The sequence below is a fragment of the Pseudoduganella sp. RAF19 genome (genome assembly GCF_052114165.1).
Taxonomy (GTDB): Bacteria; Pseudomonadota; Gammaproteobacteria; order Burkholderiales; family Burkholderiaceae_D; genus Rugamonas.
In genome coordinates this window covers 142,258-160,825 of sequence record NZ_JBFREF010000006.1, presented here as the reverse complement: position 1 = coordinate 160,825, position 18,568 = coordinate 142,258, and the positions used below count along the sequence as shown (strand labels likewise).

Annotated in this window: 20 protein-coding genes; 1 reads left to right on the top strand and 19 read right to left on the bottom strand. The window is 59.9% G+C overall.

Annotated features, from left to right (window positions below):
* Positions 1-68 precede the first annotated feature (68 nt).
* The 6 genes from AB4Z19_RS17595 to AB4Z19_RS17570 all read right to left on the bottom strand — a co-directional run bounded on the left by AB4Z19_RS17595 (position 69) and on the right by AB4Z19_RS17570 (position 9,072).
* On the bottom strand, positions 69-1,532 hold the full coding sequence (locus tag AB4Z19_RS17595; protein ID WP_442025473.1) for a sodium:solute symporter family protein: 1,464 nt from the start codon (positions 1,530-1,532) through the stop codon (positions 69-71).
* 109 nt (positions 1,533-1,641) lie between these two features.
* Complete coding sequence (locus AB4Z19_RS17590; RefSeq protein WP_442035711.1) at positions 1,642-2,481, bottom strand: hypothetical protein; 840 nt, start codon at positions 2,479-2,481, stop codon at positions 1,642-1,644.
* A 158-nt stretch (positions 2,482-2,639) separates the two neighbouring features.
* The gene (locus tag AB4Z19_RS17585; protein ID WP_442028212.1) at positions 2,640-5,777 is read right to left on the bottom strand and encodes an efflux RND transporter permease subunit; all 3,138 of its coding nucleotides are present in this window, start codon (positions 5,775-5,777) and stop codon (positions 2,640-2,642) included.
* Entirely contained in the window at positions 5,774-6,964 is a 1,191-nt protein-coding gene (locus AB4Z19_RS17580) for an efflux RND transporter periplasmic adaptor subunit (protein WP_442035710.1), read from the bottom strand. The genes AB4Z19_RS17585 and AB4Z19_RS17580 overlap by 4 nt, the downstream gene beginning before the upstream one ends.
* A gap of 18 nt (positions 6,965-6,982) precedes the next feature.
* Positions 6,983-8,329: an ATP-binding protein gene (locus AB4Z19_RS17575; protein WP_442028128.1), complete on the bottom strand. Its 1,347-nt coding sequence runs from the start codon at positions 8,327-8,329 to the stop codon at positions 6,983-6,985.
* A gap of 17 nt (positions 8,330-8,346) precedes the next feature.
* Entirely contained in the window at positions 8,347-9,072 is a 726-nt protein-coding gene (locus AB4Z19_RS17570) for a response regulator (protein ID WP_442028127.1), read from the bottom strand.
* A gap of 271 nt (positions 9,073-9,343) precedes the next feature.
* Between AB4Z19_RS17570 and AB4Z19_RS17565 the strand changes: the two genes are divergently transcribed.
* The gene (locus AB4Z19_RS17565; RefSeq protein ID WP_442028126.1) at positions 9,344-9,820 is read left to right on the top strand and encodes a Spy/CpxP family protein refolding chaperone; all 477 of its coding nucleotides are present in this window, start codon (positions 9,344-9,346) and stop codon (positions 9,818-9,820) included.
* A 172-nt stretch (positions 9,821-9,992) separates the two neighbouring features.
* Here the strand turns inward: AB4Z19_RS17565 and dsbD are convergent, their stop codons facing one another.
* The 13 genes from dsbD to rplR all read right to left on the bottom strand — a co-directional run bounded on the left by dsbD (position 9,993) and on the right by rplR (position 18,562).
* Positions 9,993-11,873, bottom strand: a complete 1,881-nt coding sequence (gene dsbD, locus AB4Z19_RS17560; protein ID WP_442035709.1) for a protein-disulfide reductase DsbD — start codon at positions 11,871-11,873, stop codon at positions 9,993-9,995.
* Between the two features lie 117 nt (positions 11,874-11,990).
* Positions 11,991-12,386 (bottom strand): 50S ribosomal protein L17, encoded by a 396-nt coding sequence (rplQ, locus tag AB4Z19_RS17555; RefSeq protein WP_442026296.1) that lies wholly within the window; start codon positions 12,384-12,386, stop codon positions 11,991-11,993.
* 120 nt (positions 12,387-12,506) lie between these two features.
* On the bottom strand, positions 12,507-13,484 hold the full coding sequence (locus tag AB4Z19_RS17550; RefSeq protein ID WP_395403206.1) for a DNA-directed RNA polymerase subunit alpha: 978 nt from the start codon (positions 13,482-13,484) through the stop codon (positions 12,507-12,509).
* Between the two features lie 161 nt (positions 13,485-13,645).
* Positions 13,646-14,269, bottom strand: coding sequence for a 30S ribosomal protein S4 (gene rpsD, locus AB4Z19_RS17545; RefSeq protein ID WP_442026297.1), 624 nt, complete (start codon positions 14,267-14,269; stop codon positions 13,646-13,648).
* A gap of 225 nt (positions 14,270-14,494) precedes the next feature.
* Complete coding sequence (gene rpsK / locus AB4Z19_RS17540) at positions 14,495-14,899, bottom strand: 30S ribosomal protein S11 (protein WP_028101645.1); 405 nt, start codon at positions 14,897-14,899, stop codon at positions 14,495-14,497.
* A 14-nt stretch (positions 14,900-14,913) separates the two neighbouring features.
* Positions 14,914-15,279, bottom strand: a complete 366-nt coding sequence (gene rpsM, locus AB4Z19_RS17535; RefSeq protein ID WP_442026298.1) for a 30S ribosomal protein S13 — start codon at positions 15,277-15,279, stop codon at positions 14,914-14,916.
* Positions 15,280-15,298: 19 nt separating this feature from the next.
* A complete protein-coding gene (gene rpmJ, locus AB4Z19_RS17530) occupies positions 15,299-15,412 on the bottom strand; it encodes a 50S ribosomal protein L36 (RefSeq protein WP_442026299.1) in 114 nt (37 codons plus the stop codon).
* Between the two features lie 32 nt (positions 15,413-15,444).
* Entirely contained in the window at positions 15,445-15,663 is a 219-nt protein-coding gene (infA, locus tag AB4Z19_RS17525) for a translation initiation factor IF-1 (protein WP_005663428.1), read from the bottom strand.
* Positions 15,664-16,998, bottom strand: coding sequence for a preprotein translocase subunit SecY (gene secY / locus AB4Z19_RS17520; RefSeq protein ID WP_442026300.1), 1,335 nt, complete (start codon positions 16,996-16,998; stop codon positions 15,664-15,666).
* Between the two features lie 27 nt (positions 16,999-17,025).
* Positions 17,026-17,457: a 50S ribosomal protein L15 gene (gene rplO, locus AB4Z19_RS17515; protein ID WP_395403219.1), complete on the bottom strand. Its 432-nt coding sequence runs from the start codon at positions 17,455-17,457 to the stop codon at positions 17,026-17,028.
* Positions 17,458-17,483: 26 nt separating this feature from the next.
* Positions 17,484-17,660 carry a 50S ribosomal protein L30 gene (rpmD, locus tag AB4Z19_RS17510; RefSeq protein ID WP_395403221.1) on the bottom strand — a complete coding sequence of 59 codons (177 nt, stop codon included), beginning with the start codon at positions 17,658-17,660 and terminating at the stop codon, positions 17,484-17,486.
* 10 nt (positions 17,661-17,670) lie between these two features.
* Positions 17,671-18,189, bottom strand: coding sequence for a 30S ribosomal protein S5 (gene rpsE / locus AB4Z19_RS17505; RefSeq protein WP_442026301.1), 519 nt, complete (start codon positions 18,187-18,189; stop codon positions 17,671-17,673).
* A gap of 10 nt (positions 18,190-18,199) precedes the next feature.
* Positions 18,200-18,562, bottom strand: coding sequence for a 50S ribosomal protein L18 (gene rplR, locus AB4Z19_RS17500; protein ID WP_028101651.1), 363 nt, complete (start codon positions 18,560-18,562; stop codon positions 18,200-18,202).
* Positions 18,563-18,568: the final 6 nt, after the last annotated feature.

The following is an 18,568-nucleotide window of genomic DNA, read 5'->3' as shown; positions in this document are numbered from 1 at the left end:
GCGCATGCACGGCGGATCGATGATCCGCCCTACGAAAAAAAAACGCCGCGAATTTCGCGGCGTTTTTTTTATGCGCTGAGGCCTTTGACCACGTGCTTCGCATCCTGCCGGTTGCGCAGAATCTGCGGCATCAGCGAACCGCCGATCATGCCCGCAAAGGCTGCCAGCAAACCAGCCAGCTGGCCCGGGAAGTGCGTACCCAGATCCGACAGCTGCGGGAAAAAAATAATCCAGGTCGCAATCCCCGCACCCAGCGAGAAAATGGCCCCCTGCGTGGTCGAACGCTTCCAGTACAGCCCCATCACCAGCGGCACAAAGGCGCCCACCAGCGTCACCTGGTACGCGCTGGACACCAGATCGTAAATCGACGTGCCCTTCATCGCCACCGCGTAAGCCAGCACCAGCGCGGCAAAGATCACGATGGTGGTCCGCATGGCCAGCAGTTGCTGGCGGTCGCCCATGCCCGGCCGCAGGTTCTTCAGGATGTTCTCAACAAAGCTGGTGGAAGGCGCCAGCAGCGTCGCCGACGAAGTCGACTTGATCGCAGACAGCAGCGCGCCAAAGAACAGGATCTGCATGATCAGCGGCATGCGGGTCAGCACGAAGGTCGGCAGCAGGCGCTGGTAATCGTTCTTCGCCAGCTCCATCGCGTGGTCGCCCATCACGATCACGGCACAGGCCACGATGAACATCGGCACAAAGGCAAACACGATATAGGAAGCGCCGCCGATCATCGCGCCGGTGCGCGCAGTCGGCGCGTTCTTGGCGGACATCACGCGCTGGAACACGTCCTGCTGCGGAATGGAACCCAGCATCATGGTCACGCCGGCGCCGACAAACATGGCGATGTCGGTAAAGGTTGCCGGCGGCAGGAAATTCCACAGATGGCTGTCGGTCGCCATGGTCAGCACCTTGCCGGTGCCGCCGGCCAGGTCAGCCGAGAAGAAAGCAATCACGGACAGGCCCAGCACCAGCACGATCATCTGGATGAAGTCGGTCCATGCCACCGCCAGGAAGCCGCCCACCACCACGTAGATCAGCACGGCCAGCGTGCCCACGATCATGCCCGCGGTTTCGGACATGGCGCCATTGGTCAGTACCGAGAACACCAGGCCCAGCGCGGTGATCTGCGCCGCCACCCAGCCAAGGTAGGAAATAATGATGGCCACCGAGCAGAACACTTCGATGCCCTTGCCGAAACGCTGGCGGTAAAAGTCGCCGATGGTCAGCAGGTTCAGCTTGTACAGGCGGGCCGCGAAGAACATGCCGACCAGGATCAGGCAGGTGCCGGCGCCAAACGGGTCTTCGATCAGCGCGTTCAGCCCGCCCTGCACGAATTTGGCGGGAATGCCCATCACGGTTTCCGCGCCAAACCAGGTGGCGAAGGTGGTGGTCACGACCATGATCAGCGGCAGGCTGCGGCCGGCCACGGCGAAGTCGGTGGTGTTCTTGATCCGCGTTCCTGCCCACACGCCCAGGGCAAGCGTACCCAGCAAATACAGTACGACAAAAGAAATCAGCGTGACGTTCATCTCAGTTAAGTGCTCCAGCCAGTGTGCAAAAATTTTGGGCGATTATAGCGGCAGAACTGTGCTGGAACTACGTCAGATGCAAGAAAAAGGTCGCAGTGACAACACTTTTTTAGCGCAGCTTGCCGTAGCCCGGGAAGAACTCCTGCAGCAGGAAAGCCTGCAGCTCCGGCTCGTCTTCCTTGCGCGCACTCATTGGCACATTTCGGCCAAGGCGGTGCGATTCCCAGACGAAGTCGCCTGGCTTTTCCTTGCGGATCATCTCGATCATTTTCTTCACGATTGCCGTTTCAATATCCTTCTCCCCGCCCTGGTCCACATGCACTTGCTGCGACCAGTTGCGCTTGAAGTTGGAGCTGAAACCACGGAACTTGATTTCGGCGCTGTTGAAGGTCTTGTCGGTGACCTGGAAGATACCGCCGGTATCGTTGCGCTCACCGTTCGCGTTACGGCCCTGGGCGCCCATGATGTTGGCGCGGGCGCGGTTCAGCGCGGCCTGGGCTTCGCTTTCTGCGGCGGAAGGCTGGGTCGGCTGGTCGGCATTGCGGGATCGGCGGCGCATTTCGATCATGGACTGCATATCGGTGGCTTCGGCCGGTGGCGGCGTCAGCTTGGCCTGCTCAGGCGGCACAATGCGTTCCTGCGGCTTGATGCGCTCGGTGATCGCGTTTGGATTCGGCGGCAGATAAGCGCGCGTGGCCTTCGGCTTTTCCGCCTTGGCGGTCTTGGTGATCGGCTTCGGTGGCTGCGGCGTCGGCTTCGGTTTGCTGACCGGCACCGGCGCCACCCACACCATCTCGCCCTCTTTCGGGGGCGGCGTCAGCTTGATCTTTTCCTTCGGATTGAAGAAATACAGCAGCACCACCAGCAGGTGGACCAGGATCGTTGCGCCAATACCCCAACGGTTCGGCTTGCGCGAACCATACTCAAGCACGGGCCGGTCCTGTGGCATGGGCTGGCCACAGTGCGGGCAGAATTCGGAGTGCTCCTCGGGGACTTGGCTGAACTGATACAAGATATACGGTCTTCTGGACGGACTGGGATAGAAGCTTACTCAAAGTAGACATTGAAGAATGTTACAGTATGTAAGCTTCCCAACCAGCAATGATATCAGTGCTTACCGGCGGAGACCGCCTTCAGCTCGACTGCCCGTACCTGTTCTGTTGTTTCGCCGTCTTCCAGGTCCTCATCCTTCATTGGACCCGTGCCGCTGTACTTATCAAGGAACAAATAAATCACCGGGGTGATGTACAGCGTAATCACTTGCGAGAAGATCAGGCCGCCGCACACCGCCAGGCCCAGCGGCTGGCGCAGTTCGGCGCCGGCGCCCAGGCCCAAAGCGATCGGCAGCGCGCCCATCAGGGCGGCCAGCGTCGTCATCATGATCGGACGGAAGCGCAGGATACACGCTTCGCGGATCGCATCGGCCGGCTTCATATTCTGCTCGCGCTGAGCGTGCAGGGCGAAGTCGATCATCATGATCGCGTTCTTCTTCACGATACCGATCAGCATCAAGATGCCGATGATGGCAATCATGGTCAGGTCCAGCTTGAAGAACCACAGCGTCAGCAGCGCACCCACGGCTGCGGAAGGCAGGCCCGCCAGAATCGTCAGCGGGTGGATATAGCTTTCGTACAGCACGCCCAGCAGCACGTAGATCACGCCCAGCGCGGCAATGATCAGGATGACCTGGCTGCCCTGGCTGCTCTGGAACACGGCCGCGTCGCCGCCGTAGCTGGTGATGATGGAGGCCGGCAGGCCCATGTCCTGCGCCATCTTGTCGATCTTGCCGGTGGCGTTACCCAGCGGGACATCCGGCGCCAGGTTGAAGGAAATCGTGATCGCCTGCAGCTGGCCCTGGTGGTTCACCGCGGTCGGGCCAACGGTGCGCTCCACCGTCGCAAAGCTGGACAGCTGCACCAGATTGCCCGCCGTATTGCGCACCGAAATCTTGGTCAGCGCATCGTCGAAGTTGCGGTCTTCATCGGAGGCTTCCAGGATCACAAAGTAGCTGGCGGCGGAAGAGAAGATGGTCGACACCTGGCGCTCACCATACGCCAGATACAGCGCGGTACGGACGTCCGCCATCTTCACGCCCAGCAGATTGGCCTTGTCGCGGTCGATCTTCAGCTGTGCCTGCAATCCCTTGTTCTGGGAATCGCTGGTCACGTCGCGGAAATCAGAGTCTTCGCGCATCTTGTCCAGGAACTTGGAGGCCCAGCTGTTCAGTGCATCCGGGCTGACCGACTGCAGCGTGTACTGATAGCGGCTCTTGGATGGGCGGCCGCCCAGCTGCAGGTTCTGCACCGGGCTCAGATACACCGAGATACCGGCGATCTTCCTGGTGGCCTTGCGCAGATCGTCCAGCACTTGCGGCATCGGCTTGCGCTGGCTGTGCGGTTTCAGCACCAGGAACATGCGGCCCGTGTTGCCTGCGCCGGTGAAGGAAGTCACATCCTTCACACTTGGATCGGCCTGGATGGTTGCCGCAACTTTCTCCTGCAGCTCCAGCATGGCGGCAGTCGAGATATCTTCCGACGCTTCCGTGTTGACACGGATCTGGCTCAGGTCTTCCTCAGGGAAGAAGCCCTTGGGAATCGCGATGTAGAGCCAGATGGTCAGCGCAAACGTACCAAAGGCAATCGCCAGCACGATGAAGCGGTGGTGCAGCGCGATGTCCAGCGTGCGCGCATAGGCATTGCGGGTGGCGGTGAAGATGCGCTCGAAGTGGCGCCCGATGAAGCTGTCGTCGCCCGAAGTTTCGTGCGAGTCGGCCGGCATGAAGCGCGAGGCCAGCATCGGCACCAGAGTCAGCGAGACGGCAGCCGACACCAGCACGGACAAGGCCACCACCACGGCGAATTCGTGGAACAGCAAGCCCAGCACGCCTGGCATGAAGAAGATCGGAATGAACACGGCCACCAAAGAGACCGAGATCGAAACGATGGTAAAGCCCATTTCGCGCGAACCGATCAGGGCTGCCTGCAAAGGCTTCATGCCATGCTCGATATGGCGCACGATGTTTTCCAGCACCACGATCGCATCGTCCACTACCAGGCCGACAGCCAGCGTGATACCCAGCAGGGACACGTTATCCAGGCTATAGCCGAAGGCATACAGCAGGGCCAGCGCGCCGAGCAGCGAGATCGGCATGGTGATCGCCGGGATGAAGGTGGCGGCAAGGCGGCGCAGGAACAGGAAGATCACCAGCACCACCAGCACCACGGTCAATGCCAGCGTCACGTTCACGTCATGGATTGCTTCGCGGATCGACACCGAGCGGTCGTTCACCAGTTGGATGTTGACCGAAGTCGGCATCTGGGCGCGGAAGCGCGGCAGCAGGCGGCGCACGCCGTCCACCACCTGCACGGTGTTGGCGTCCGGCTGACGCTGCACCAGCAGCACGATGGAGCGCTCGCCGTTGTAGGAGCCGGCAGACTTGATGGACTGGTAGCTGTCTTCCGCCGTCGCCACATCCTTCAGACGCACCGGCTGGCCGTTGCGCGTGGCAACGATAATGTCGTTGTAGTCGGCCGCGCGCATCATCTGCGGATTGCCCATGATGGTCAGCGTTTGCTTCGGACCATCCAGGGTACCCAGCGGCGTGTTGGCGTTGGCGGATTTGATCGCCTGCTGCAGATCGTCCAGCGTCAGATTGCGCGCGTTCAGCTGGTCGGAGCGGGCGCGGATACGCACCGCAAAGCGCTTCTGGCCGTTGACCGACACCTGGGCCACGCCCGGCAGGGTCGACAGGCTCGGCGCAATCAGGTTTTCCGCGTAATCGTTCAGCTCGGACAGGCTGAGCGATGGCGAGTTCATGGTCATGAACAGCACCGGCGCATCGGCCGGGTTGACCTTGCGGTAGGACGGCAGGTCCGTCATTTCCTGCGGCAGCTGGCGTTGCGCGCGCAGCAGAGCGGCTTGCACGTCCACGGCCGCCTCATTGACGTTGATCGACGGGTCGAACTCCAGCGTCAGCGAGGTATTGCCCTGCGTGCTGGTGGAGGTAATCATCGCCAGGCCGGCAATGGTGGAGAACTGTTTCTCCAGCGGCAGCGCAACGGACGACGCCATGGTGTCCGGCGCGGCGCCCGGCAGGTCGGCCGAAACGTTGATGACCGGGGTGTTGTAGCTCGGCAGCGCGGCGACCGGAATATGGGAATAGGCCAGCACGCCAGCCAGGATCAGGCTTAGCGAGAGCAGCACCACCATGACGGGGCGCCGGATGCTCAGCTCGGAAAGGTTCATTCTGGCTTACCTTTCTGGTTGCCCGGCTCTGCGCTCAGGCCTTCTTCCTGCGCCAGCTTGGCGTCGGCGATACGCACTTTGCCGCCCGGACGCAGGTTCTGCTTGCCTTCGACGATCACCTTCTCGTTGCCCTGCAGACCATCCACCGCCACATAAGCGCCAAAGCCATACAGGCGCTTGACGTTGGTGATCTTGGCGGTCTGGTCCGGCGCAACCGTGTAGACGAACGTGCCGCGTGTGTTGGTGATGATAGCGTTTTGCGGCACCACGGTCGCCCCCTTCATGGTGGCGACGATCAGCTTGGTGGTCACATACTGGCCCGGCCACAGACGGGTGTCCTTGTTGTCGAAGCGGCCCTTCACGCGGATCTGGCCAGCGGCGGCGTCGACCGTATTGTCGACAAAGCTGAGCTCGCCAGTTACGGGCTTATCCGAATTGTTGAGGAAGACTTGCACCTGCACCTTGCCGGCGCGCTGGGCGTCCAGCAGTGCGGACAGATTGGTTTCCGGCACGTTGAAAGCAACGTTGATCGGGTCCAGTTGAGTGATGGTGGTCAGCGAGGTGGTCAGCTGTACCAGGCTGCCGGGGTAGACATTGATGGCGCCCACACGGCCGGTCTGCGGCGCGCGGATCACGTTGTAGCTCTGGTCGACCTTGCTGGCGCGGGCAGCGGCCACGTCGGACTCCAGCACGGCGCGGGCGGAATCGACTTGCGACTTCAGGGTGTCCACCGAGCTTTGCGCCATGAACTTCTGCGCCACCAGTTCCTGGGCGCGCTTGTACTGGCGTTCCAGGTCGGCCAGGTTGGCGCGGTCTTTATCGACCTGCGCTACGGCTTTCTCGACATTGGCGGAAGCGCTGCGGCTGTCCAGCGTGAACATCAGTTCGCCTTCCTTGACGAACTGGCCTTCTTTTACGTGTACCTTGACGATGGTGCTGGTGGTTTGCGGATGCAGGTCCACCATCGTGATAGGGCTAACAGTACCATTGGCACTCAGCGTGATAGGCACATCTTCGTGCGCCGGCGCCACAATGTTCACGGTAGTCGGGCCGGAATCCCCCTTACCTTTGCCGCCGCCAGCCGGCGCACCGCCCCCTTCGCCAGGCGCCTTGTTCGAATACCAGGCGCCAGCGCCGATCACGGCGGCCACACCAACCAGAATTGCCAATGTCTTCTTTTTCATCATGAGAGAGAAACTGAGGATCTACTTACCTGCGTAAAATTCGGGGACGACGAGGACGGCTTCCAGCCCGCCCCTTTCGTGATTGGCCAGGCTCAGGCTGGCCCCATGTTGTTCGGCGATATTGCGGGCGATAGTCAGCCCCAGGCCGGTGCCGCCGGAGCTGCGCGAGCGCGAGGTCTCCAGACGGTAAAACGGTTCGAACACGCGCGCCAGTTGGTCCGAGGGAATGCCCGGACCTTCATCGCGGATGCGCACGCGGGCGGCGCCGGCCAGCCGATCCACGGTGACGTGGGCACGCTGGCCATACTTGACTGCATTATCGATCAAGTTCACCAGGCAGCGGCGAATATCGAGCGGACGGCCCATCAGCGCCATGCCGGTGTGGCCCTTCAGATCGACTTGCTGGCCGGCGTCGGCGGCATCGGAACAGACGCTGTCGAGCAAGGCATCCAGGTCCAGCCTCTGCATGGCTTCGGCCGTGTCCATGCTGCGCGCCAGGTCCAGGCCTTCCTTGACCATCTGCTGCATGGCGGACAGGTCGCCCAGCAGCTTCTGCTGCAAGTCTTCATCCCGCACTTTTTCCAGGCGCAGGCGCATGCGGGTCAGCGGCGTCTGCAAATCATGGGTAATGGCGGCCAGCATTTCCGTGCGCTGGGCGATGTGCTGGCGGATACGCGCCTGCATGGCGTTGAAGGCGGCGCTGGCCTGGCGGATTTCGTTGGAGCCGGTGATTTCGACCGGCGGGTGGTTGATGTCGTTACCGAGATTCATTGCGGCCTTGGCCAGGCGCTTCAATGGCGTCATGGCCATGCGCGCCACCAGGTAGGCCAGCACGGCAATGCTCAGCAGGAAAGGCACGAAGGCGGCGTATTCGTTGTGGCCGGTCGGTGGCGGCGGGCGCGGCGGCAGAATGGACAGCTTCAGCATCTGGCCATCCGGCATTTCCACCAGCAGCGATTCGCAGGCGCCGCGATAGGGGATGAGCTGCGGGGCAAACATGGCGAAGGTGGAATAGGAGGTGCGCGGGCGGTCGCAGCTCTCCGGCTTGTCCACCAGCGAAGTGAACTTGTATTCGGGACCGAGGCGATTAGCCAGCGTCGCGCCGAATTCACTCAGCTCCTGGGATTCTTCGTGGCCGCGCGCCACTTCCAGCTTGATCGCGCCCTTGCTGGCCACTTTCAGGTACTGGTCGCGCGACTCGGGACGCACCACATCGGTGGTCGCAATGATCTGCTCGGCACGCTCCAGCGCATGGAAGCCGCGATAACGCTCCAGTGTGCGCTGGCGTTCGTTCACCGCCAGCCATTGCGTCAGGGCAGCGGAGGCGACGATACCGAGCATCAGTACCAGAAACACGCGGCCCGTCATGGACCTCCAGAAAGGAATCACGCCGATGGCTCCACAGCAACCGGGCCGGCCAGCACGTAGCCGCCGTTACGCACGGTCTTGATGATCTGAGGCAAGCGGGCGTCTTCACCCAGCTTCTGGCGCAGGCGGCTGATCTGAATATCGATGGAACGGTCGAAAGGGTCGGCGTCCCGGCCCTGGGTCAGGTTCAGCAGCTGGTCGCGGTTCAGCACGCGGTTCGGATGCTCCAGGAAAACCTTGAGCAGACGGAACTCAGCGCCGGACAGCATGATGACCGTGCCCTGCGGATTGAGCAGGTGACGGGCGGTCAAATCCAGAATCCAGCCCGAGAAGCGGATCTGGCTGGCCTTTTCGGTACCCGATGCGGCGCTCGCCGTGGTGCGGCGCAGCACGGAACGGATGCGGGCCAGCAATTCGCGCGGCTCGAAAGGCTTGGGCAGATAATCGTCGGCGCCCATTTCGAGGCCGAGGATGCGGTCCAGCGGTTCGCTGCGGGCGGTCAGCATGATCACCGGCAGGTTGGAATGCGCACGCAGTTTGCGGCACAGGGTCAGGCCATCCTCGCCCGGCAGATTCAGGTCGAGCACGATCAGGTCCGGCTTGGACTCATCCAGCAGTTTCCACATGCCGCTGCCGTCCCCCGAGCCTTGGGTGCGGTAGCCGTTAGTTTCCAGATAATCCTGCAACAAAGTGCGGATATCACGGTCGTCGTCGACGATGAGGATATTCGTGGCATTTTCCATGCCCACAATTATCCCTTGCATCGGGGGTGGCAGGTAAGCAGTTTGTATCGTCATGTTTAAATATCGGGCATTGATACAGTACGTTACAAAACTGCCGCTTGCTGAAAAGGCAAGTTATTCATATCGACAATTGGCATATTGTTGACGGGAAATCACGAAACACTTGGATACAAAAAGTGTCGCTGAGGACACTTAGCTGAAACAGGCTGCTGAGAAGATGTGTCCAAGTGCCGTGGAATTGGTTCCACGAATTTGAGATAAGGATTTTCTTATGAATACCTTGCGTAAAGCTTTCGTCGTAGGCGCTGCTGTCATCAGCCTGGGCTCCGTGGCATTCTCCGCACAAGCGCAGGATACTCCGCACCGTCAATATGCGGCGACCAAATTCGATCCCGCGCAAATGTCCGCGCGTCTGGATAAGCGTCTGCAGAAATTGCATGATGCGCTGAAATTGAATTCATCGCAGGAAGCCGGCTGGCAAACTTATGCCGCTGCCATTAAGGCCGATATTCCAACCACCCGTCCGGATTTTGCTTCATTTAAAAATCTGAGCACGCCGGAAAAAATGGAAAAGCGGATTGAATTCTCCAAAACGCATATCACCCAGATGGAAAATCATCTGGCCGCGCTGAAAACCTTCTACGCAACGCTGACGCCTGAACAGCAGAAGACCTTCGACCAAGCCATGAGCCATGCCCGTCACGGCCGCTGGAGTCAACACGGTCCAGCTGACAAGAAACAAGGCTAAGCCCCCCCGTTTTCTTTGCTCTTTGGTGCTTATGGCCGAGCCGGCGCAAGCTGGTTCGGCTCTTTTTTCGTCATCTCATGCCAAAGATTGGCGTGATCGCACCAGATTTGAGCTCATCACTAGCAAAAAGAAAGGGCGCCCGCAGGCGCCCTCCTCGTTTGGTCCGGCTCGATCAGTTCAACTTGTCGAGCGACTTGCTGAACTTGCCGCTGTCCTGGAAACCAATGACCCGGGAATCCGCAATTTCCTGACCTTGCTGATTGAACAGGATAATTCCCGGCGGTCCGAATAAACCGAAACGCTTCAGCATGGTTTTATCGTCTTCATTATTCGCCGTGACATCGATTTGCAGCAGAATCGTATTCGTCAATTTCTGCTGAACAGCCGGTTCGACAAAAGTCAGCTTTTCCATTTCCTTGCAGGACACGCACCAGTCGGCATAAAAATCGAGCAGTACGGTTTTACCGCCGGTATTGGCCAATACCGCATCCAGATCGGCGCTGTTTTTAATACCGGTGAATTTGACATGGTGATCGGCGCCGCCGGTCAAATGCGCCAGCGGCGCCAGGGGATCGCGTCCGCCCGTCGCCACGCCGACTAATTGCGCCGCGCCGAAAATGACAAATACGGCGCCAATGACTTTCGGCAGCCAATTGCCGCGGGCACGCAATAGGTAAATCCCGTACGCAAATCCCAGAATTACCCAGCCCGCCATTTGAACAGCCGCCGGAATTACCGGCGATACCAGCCACCAGGCCATTGCCAGCAGTAATACGCCAAAGAACTTCTTCACTGAATTCATCCAGGCGCCTGCGCGCGGCAGTAATGTGCCCGCCGATACGCCAACCAGAATCAGCGGCACGCTCATGCCAACCGCCATCGAGAACAGCGCGCCGCCGCCGATCACCACGTCGCGGGTCTGGCTGATGTAGACCAGGGCGCCCGCCAGTGGCGCAGCGACGCAAGGACCGACGATCAGGGCCGAGATGGCGCCCATGACGAACACGCCCGCCAGCTTGCCGGCGGACTGGCGATTCGATGCGCTGGCCAGACGGCTCTGCATCCCGGCCGGAACCTGCAGGTCATACACACCGAACATGGACAAGGCCATGCCGGCCATGCCGATGCCGAAGGCGCCCAGCACCCACGGATTTTGCAGCGCAGCAGAAAGGCCTTCCCCGATCAGGCCAGCCGCCACACCCAGCGCGGTGTAGACGATGGCCATCCCCAGAGAATAGGTGATCGACAGCGCCAGACCGCGCGAACGGTTGCCGCGGGCGCCCTCCCCCACGATGATCGAGGACAGAATCGGCACCATCGGCAGCACGCAGGGCGTGAACGCCAGGCCCAGACCGAGAACGATAAACAGGGGCACGATCACCGCCAGGCTGCGGCCCTTCAAGGCAGCCTCGATACGGCCCATTTCGCCGTCGCCGGAGGCTTTGGCCGCCGCTGGGGCGGCCGCAGGGGCGAGCGTCGCCGCGGCGCCTGCGGCAGGGGCCGCGGTGGCTGGCAGGACAGCGCCAGGAACGCTGACGTCGGCGGCTACCGGCTGCGTGCCGAGGCTCAGTGCGCCCGGCTTCACACCTTCGGCCGGCGGGCCAGCCTGGGCCGCGCCGCCGATCGCCATCAGGCGCGCGGTGGACTCTTGCGGCGAGTAGCACAGGCCCTTATCCGAGCAGCCCTGGCCGGTGGACACCAGGGTGAACGGACCGGCGGCCTGCACCGGAATCAGGATCGTCACACTGTGACGGTAGGTTTCGACATTCTTGTTGAAGGTCTCGTCGAACTTGACCTTGCCGGGCGGGATCTGGGGCGCACCGAGCGTGGCGCCATCCGCTCGGAAGGCAAAGCGCTCGCGGTACATGTAATACCCTTCCGCGATGTCGTAGGTGACGGAGATGGTCTTGCCATCCACCACCTTGGCCGAAAATTTAAAGGCGACAGCGGGGTCGAGGAAGTCGTCTTCCGCACGCGCCGGGTTGGCGAACAGCGTGAAGAACAGGAGCACGGCGGATAGCAGTGCCAGCAATCGGGAGTGGGAACGCAGCATGGATTCGGGACAAATGGATGAACAACAACGCAGGCAAATAGTACACCCATGCATGCTTTTCCGTGCGCATATAAAAAAAGCCGGGCAATGCCCGGCTTCTTAATCAACCAGCTGACATTACTCAGCGGTTGGTGCCTCTTCAGCGGTGGTGATCTCTGGACGATCAACCAGCTCAACGAACGCCATAGGAGCGTTGTCGCCATGACGGAAACCCATTTTCAGGATACGCAGGTAGCCGCCGTTGCGGTTTGCGTAACGTGGGCCCAGTTCAGCGAACAGCTTCAGAACCATCTCGCGGTCGCGCAGACGGGAGAAAGCCAGACGCTTGTTGGCCAGGGTGTCGGTCTTGCCCAGGGTCAGGATCGGTTCCACAACGCGACGCAGTTCTTTTGCTTTCGGCAGGGTGGTCTTGATCGCTTCGTGCTTCAGCAGCGAAACAGTCATGTTGCGCAGCATAGCCAGACGGTGGGAGGAGGTACGGTTCAGTTTACGAAGGCCGTGACGGTGACGCATAGTGCTTCCTTTCGATAATGTTTAAATCCGAGATCTTCGATCGCTCAGGCACAAGGCGAGAGCGCGGTCCGGTTAGAGTGAAAACGCCCGGCGCAACACGCGCCGGGCGGGTACAGCAAATTACTTCTCCAGGCCGGCAGGCGGCCAGTTTTCCAGCTTCATGCCCAGGGTCAGACCGCGCGATGCCAGAACTTCCTTGATCTCGTTCAGCGACTTGCGGCCCAGGTTCGGGGTCTTCAGCAGTTCGTTTTCGGTGCGCTGGATCAGATCGCCGATGTAGTAGATGTTTTCGGCTTTCAGGCAGTTCGCGGAGCGAACGGTCAGTTCCAGGTCGTCCACTGGACGCAGCAGGATCGGATCGACCAGCGGAGCGCGGGATGGCGCTTCGGCGGCGGTCTCGGTGCCTTCCAGGGCGGCGAACACGTTCAGCTGGTCAACCAGCACGCGGGCCGATTGGCGGATCGCTTCTTCCGGGGTGATCACGCCATTGGTTTCAATGTTGATGATCAGCTTGTCCAGGTCGGTACGCTGTTCCACACGGGCCGATTCCACGGCGTAGGAAACGCGGCGCACTGGGGAGAACGATGCGTCCAGAATGATGCGGCCGATGGTCTTGTTGGTGTCTTCCGACAGACGGCGCACGTTACCTGGCACATAACCACGGCCTTTTTCGACCTTGATCTGCATGTCCAGCTTGCCGCCGGCGGTCAGGTGAGCGATCACGTGATCCGGGTTGATCAGTTCAACGTCGTGCGGCAGATCGATGTCCGAAGCCAGCACGGCGCCTTCGCCTTCCTTCTTCAGGGTCAGGGTCACGGAGTCACGGTTGTGCACCTTGAACACGACGCCCTTCAGGTTCAGCAGCAGGTCAACCACGTCTTCCTGCACACCGTCCAGCGAGGAATACTCGTGAACGACGCCAGCGATGGTCACTTCGGTCGGCGCGTAGCCGATCATCGAGGACAGCAGCACGCGGCGCAGTGCATTGCCCAGAGTGTGGCCGTAGCCGCGCTCGAACGGCTCCATCACGACTTTGGCGTGACCGTGGCCCAGGGCTTCAACGTCGATAATACGTGGTTTCAACAAGCTATTTTGCATGGATAAATGTCCTTTTCATTACCCTCGGCTCGTTACACCGATAAGGCTGATGGCATTGTTTAAATGGTAAAACGGCGGGTCAATGACCCGCCCTACGGCGCAACCCAAACAGCAGGGTCAGACCCCAGGGTCTGACCCGAAGCTCGGGTTTGATTCAACGATTAACGCGAATACAGTTCGACGATCAGCGCTTCGTTCACGTCAGCAGCGATTTCATTACGCTCTGGCAGGGACTTGAAGGTGCCTTCCATCTTCTTGGAATCGACCGACACCCAAGCTGGCATGCCAACTTGTTCAGCCAGCGACAGCGCTTCAACGATACGGGTCTGCTTCTTGGACTTTTCGCGCACAGCGATCACGTCGCCGGTCTTCACAACGTAGGAAGGGATGTTCACGACGTTGCCGTTCACGGTGAAGGCCTTGTGGGAGACCAGCTGGCGTGCTTCAGCGCGGGTGGAGCCGAAGCCCATGCGGTAAGCTACGTTGTCCAGGCGGGTTTCCAGCAGGGACAGCAGGGTTTCACCGGTGTTGCCCTTGCGGCGGGACGCTTCAGCGAAGTAGCGGCGGAACTGACGCTCCAGCACGCCGTAGATACGCTTCACTTTTTGCTTTTCGCGCAGCTGGTTGCCGTAGTCGGAGGTGCGGGCACCCGACTTGACGCCGTGCTGGCCTGGCTTCACGTCCAGTTTGCACTTGGAATCCAGCGAGCGGCGGGCGCTCTTCAGGAACAGGTCGGTGCCTTCACGGCGGGCGAGTTTTGCTTTAGGTCCGATATAACGTGCCACGGTAGTTTTCCTTAAATATTTAAATGACGCCCCAGCCGCATCGGAGTGCGGTTAGGCGCTAGCCTGGCTCACTGTCAGCACAGGCGGTGGCTCAACAGCCATTCCCGGCAAGCCGGAAAGGCGAAAATAGCCGGACAGTATAACCGTTTCCGGTTCACTGTTCCAGCGATTTCCTTCAGGGACGGTGACCGGTGCACACCGCACCGGCCATGGTCTTGCTGATTCTTAGATACGACGACGCTTTGGAGGACGGCAGCCGTTGTGCGGCACTGGGGTCACGTCCTGGATCTCGGTGATCTTGATGCCCAGGTTGTTCAGTGCACGAACAGCGGATTCGCGGCCAGGACCAGGGCCCTTGATGCGAACTTCCAGGTTCTTCACGCCGCATTCCTGCGCCACTTTACCAGCGGCTTCAGCAGCAACCTGCGCTGCGAACGGGGTCGACTTACGCGAACCCTTGAAGCCAGCACCACCGGAAGTCGCCCACGACAGAGCGTTGCCCTGACGGTCGGTGATGGTGATGATGGTGTTGTTGAAGGAAGCGTGAACGTGAGCGATACCTTCAGCGACGTTCTTTTTAACTTTCTTACGAACGCGAGCTGCTGCTGCGCTGCTTTGTTGCTTAGCCATAATAGTTCCCTAGATTATTTCTTCAGCGATTGAGCGGCCTTACGCGGGCCCTTACGGGTACGCGCGTTGGTGCGGGTGCGCTGACCGCGGACCGGCAGGCCCTTACGGTGACGCAGACCGCGGTAGCAGCCCAGGTCCATCAGACGCTTGATGTTCATCGACAGTTCGCGGCGCAGATCGCCTTCTACTACGAACTTACCGATTTCATCACGCAGCTTTTCCAGCTCGCTGTCGTCCAGGTCCTTGACCTTCTTGTTGGTTGCAACGCCGGTCTGGGCGCAGATGAACTGCGCACGAGGACGGCCAATACCGTAAATCTCGGTCAGGCCGATAACGGTGTGCTTATGATTTGGGATGTTAACCCCTGCAATACGTGCCATTCGTTATTCCTCGAACTGATTAACCTTGACGCTGCTTGTGACGCGGTTCGACGCAGATGACGCGAACGATGCCCTTGCGCTTGATGATCTTGCAGTTGCGGCAGATCCGCTTAACTGAAGCGTTAACTTTCATGATTGCACTCTCTATGGTTCGATTTTCTAAAATTACTTGGTCCGGAACACAATACGAGCCCGGGACAGGTCATACGGCGTCAATTCAACCGTGACCTTGTCGCCAGGGAGAATGCGGATGTAGTTCATGCGCATTTTACCCGAAATGTGGCCGAGTACCACGTGTCCGTTTTCCAGCTTTACTCGAAATGTTGCATTCGGCAGATTCTCAAGAATCTCGCCCTGCATCTGTATAACGTCGTCTTTTGCCATTTATCGCGTCGGAATTCCGCCCTTGAAGTTAGCTTTGCGCAGCAGCGATTCATATTGCTGAGACATCACATAATTTTGCACTTGCGCCATGAAGTCCATGGTCACAACCACAATAATCAACAGGGAGGTGCCACCGAAATAGAACGGCACTTTCCACTGGGCTTGCATGAATTCCGGCAACAAGCACACGATGGTGATGTAGACGGCGCCCGCCAGGGTCAATCGGGTCAGGATCTTGTCGATGTAACGGGCTGTCTGCTCACCGGGACGAATCCCTGGCACAAAGGCCCCGCTCTTCTTCAAGTTATCCGCAGTCTCCTTGCTGTTAAACACCAGAGCGGTGTAGAAGAAGCAGAAGAACACGATTGCCACGGCGTACAACAGAGCATGGATCGGCTCACCAGGAGCCATCGATGCAGCCAGATCTTTCAGGAACCGCACCACCGGATTCGATGGGTCGGCGCCTTTCGAAAACCAGTCCACGATGGTAGCCGGGAACAAGATAATCGACGAAGCGAAGATCGGCGGGATCACGCCGGCCATATTCAGCTTGAGCGGCAAGTGACTGGTTTGGCCACCGTAGATCTTGTTACCGACCTGACGTTTGGCGTAGTTCACCAGAATCTTGCGCTGGCCGCGTTCCACGAACACCACGGCATAGGTCACAAATGCAACCAGGGCCACGATGACGATTGCCGAGAAGGCGCCGATGGTGCCCGTCGATACCTGGGTGAACAAGCCGCCCAGGGCATTCGGCAGGCCGGCAGCAATACCGGCGAAGATGATGATCGAGATGCCGTTACCCAAGCCACGCTCGGTAATCTGCTCGCCCAACCACATCAGGAACATGGTACCAGTCAGCAACGTCACAATCGTGACGAAGCGGAAGCCCAAACCAGGGTCCAGTACCAGGCCGGGCTGAGCTTCCAGCGCGACTGCGATACCGAAGGCCTGGAACAGCGCCAGGAACACTGTGGCATAGCGGGTGTACTGGGTAATCTTGCGACGCCCCGATTCACCTTCTTTTTTCAGCGCTTCCATCTGCGGCACGACGATCGACACCAATTGCATGATGATCGACGCCGAGATGTAAGGCGTAATGCCCAGTGCAAACACCGTGAAGCGCGACAGGGCACCACCCGAGAACATGTTGAACATGCCCAGGATGCCGCCTTCTTGCGACTTGAACAGTGCTGCCAGCTGTACCGGATCCACGCCGGGAACGGGGATATGAGCCCCGATCCGGTACACTACCAGAGCGCCCAGCAAAAACCACAGCCGGTTCCAGGGGAAGCCGGCGGCGGCACTTTTAGCAAGCTGTTGGTTCGTTGCCAATTTTCGCTCCGATCAAGCCAGCGGGACTCAGGCTACCGAGCCGCCGGCTGCTTCGATTGCGGCTTTCGCGCCAGCGGTCACCTTCAGGCCCTTGAGGGTCACTGCTTTGGTGATTTCGCCGGAAGCGATAACGCGCACGTCACGTGCCAGGACATTCAGCACACCCGCCTGCTTCAGCACCAGCAGGTCCACTTCGGACACTGCCAGGGCGTTCAGTTCGGACAGACGTACTTCAGCCTTGAAAGTAGCATTCAGCGATTTGAAGCCACGCTTCGGCAGACGACGCTGCAGAGGCATCTGACCGCCTTCGAAACCGACTTTGTGGAAGCCGCCCGAACGCGATTTCTGACCTTTGTGACCACGGCCAGCGGTTTTACCCAGGCCGGAGCCGATACCGCGGCCTACGCGACGCTTAGCGTGCTTCGCGCCTTCTGCCGGTTGAATGGTATTCAATTCCATTAGTTTCTCCTGATCGTAAGGGGTGCTTACGACACGACTTTGACGAGGTAGGCGACCTTGGTGATCATGCCGCGCACAGCAGGGGTGTCCTGCAGTTCACGCACGGAGTTCACACGGCGCAGGCCCAGGCCGCGCACGGTGGCACGGTGGTCCTGACGGGTGCCGATCAGGCCCTTCACCAGTTTTACTTTAATAGTGCTCATGAAGTTCCCCTTAAGCCAGGATGTCTTCAACCGACTTACCGCGCTTGGCGGCGATTTCGGCTGGAGTGCTCATTTTCGACAGGCCGTCCAGGGTGGCGCGCACCAGGTTGTACGGGTTGTTCGAACCGGTGGATTTCGCCACCACGTCGGTCACGCCCATCACCTCGAAGATAGCGCGCATGGCGCCACCAGCGATCACGCCAGTACCAGGCTTGGCCGGGGACATCATGACGCGCGAGGCGCCGTGACGGCCGGTAACGGTGTGCTGCAGGGTACCGTTCTTCAGAGGCACCTTGATCAGGTTGCGGCGGGCTTCTTCCATTGCCTTCTGCACACCGACCGGTACTTCCTTCGACTTGCCCTTGCCCATGCCGATGCGGCCATCGCCGTCACCTACCACGGTCAGCGCGGCGAAGCCCATGATGCGACCACCCTTGACCACTTTGGTCACGCGGTTGATCGCGATCATTTTTTCGCGCATGCCATCATCCGGCTTATCGGATGCCATTTTTGCTTGCATTTTTGCCATGATCGTACCCTTAGAACTTCAGGCCAGCTTCACGCGCGGCTTCCGCCAGCGCCTTGATGCGGCCGTGGTAACGGAAACCGGAGCGGTCGAAGGCGACTTCGGTGATGCCCGCTTTCAGTGCTTTTTCTGCGACGCGCTTGCCAACCAGTGCGGCAGCGGCGGCGTTGCCACCCTTGCCAGACTTGCCAGCCAGCTCGGCGCGCACTTCCGCTTCCACGGTCGAGGCCGAAACCAGAACTTTGGCGTCCGGGCTGATCAGGTTCGCGTAAATGTGCAGGTTGGTGCGGTGCACCGACAGGCGGTTCACTTTCAGTTGCGCGATCTTGATGCGAGTTTGACGTCCGCGGCGCAGACGAGATTCTTTTTTGTCCATCGTCAG